1 protein-coding gene is annotated in these 232 nt (G+C 62.1%); it reads right to left on the bottom strand.

All coding sequences use genetic code 11. The features are described 5' to 3' along the window. The coding region (locus SB772_RS46010) for an FGGY family carbohydrate kinase (protein ID WP_410839273.1) at positions 1 to 232 on the bottom strand (232 nt) is incomplete at both ends.

The following is a 232-nucleotide window of genomic DNA, read 5'->3' as shown; positions in this document are numbered from 1 at the left end:
CGCGCAGCAGCTGCAAGTCCCACTGGCGGCTGCGCACGTTGAAATACCCGGTGCCGGAGGCGTCGCCATACTCGCTGCAGCTACGGCCGGTGAGCCAGTAATTCAGGTAGTCGTGGGGCAGCAGGATGCGGGTGATTCGGGAAAAAATCTCGGGATGCTGCTCTTTGGTCCAGAGCAGTTTTGACACGGTGTAGCCGGGTGCGATGACGACGCCGAGGCGCTCGAGTGAACC

The organism is Paraburkholderia sp. SIMBA_030 (assembly GCF_046535245.1).
Classification (GTDB): domain Bacteria; phylum Pseudomonadota; class Gammaproteobacteria; order Burkholderiales; family Burkholderiaceae; genus Paraburkholderia.
The sequence above is the reverse complement of the archived record's forward strand: the minus strand, read 5'-3'. Positions and strand labels throughout refer to the sequence as shown.